The organism is Protofrankia sp. CiP1_Cm_nod3, from assembly GCF_982290655.1.
The window spans coordinates 1,911-2,661 of the sequence record NZ_CEVIVD010000249.1 but is presented as its reverse complement, the minus strand read 5'-3'; the positions used below and the strand labels follow the sequence as shown (position 1 = coordinate 2,661).

The 751-nt window shown below is 74.4% G+C and carries 1 protein-coding gene; it reads right to left on the bottom strand.

The genetic code is table 11. The features are described 5' to 3' along the window. The coding region (locus AC5LUJ_RS23700; RefSeq protein WP_493465821.1) for a D-sedoheptulose-7-phosphate isomerase at positions 1 to 751 on the bottom strand (751 nt) is incomplete at both ends.

Here is a 751-nt window from a genome sequence, read left to right as displayed (position 1 = left end):
TACGTCGGGTACGCGGCCGGATGGTCCGTCATCCGTTGCTGTGTCGCGGCCCACAGGTGGTGGCCGAGCAGGGCGTGTGACTCCTGGATGCGGTGCACGCTCTGTGAGCGGACGACGAAGCAGCGGTCGACCACCCCGTCGGCGGCGAACCGTCCGCCGTCGTATCCGGCGAAGCCGACGGTGAGCGCTCCCCGACGGCCGGCCTCGGCCAGCCCGGCCAGCAGGTTGGCCGAGCCGCCGCTGGTCGACAGCGCCACCGCGATGTCGTCCGGGCCGGCGTGCGCGATGAGCTGCCGGGCGAACACCCGCTCGAACCCGACGTCGTTGCCGAGCGCGGTGACCACCGCCTGGTCCGCGGCCAGCGACCAGGCCGGCAGCGGACGCCCGTGCGGCGGCCGGGAGAACAGCTCGGCCAGGGTCGCGGCGTCGGTCGCGCTACCGCCGTTACCGAAGGTGTACATACGTCCACCCCGGGCGAAACGCCGTGCCATCTCCGCCGCGGTGGCCGCGATCGACTCGGCGCATTCCCGCAGCGTCGTGCGCTGCAGCCGCACGCTCTCCCGGGCCTTCGCCCGCGCCGAACCGGCGAGTTCGGCCAGCAACGCACCCAGCGCGTCCCCCGGGCCACCGGCATGCCGCCCACCGGTATTCCGGCCGTCGTCCCTCCAGCTGTCGGCCTCTCGACTGCTGGCATCCCGGCCGTCGGCATCCCGGCCGTCGGCATCCCGGCCGTCGGCATCCCGGCCGTCGG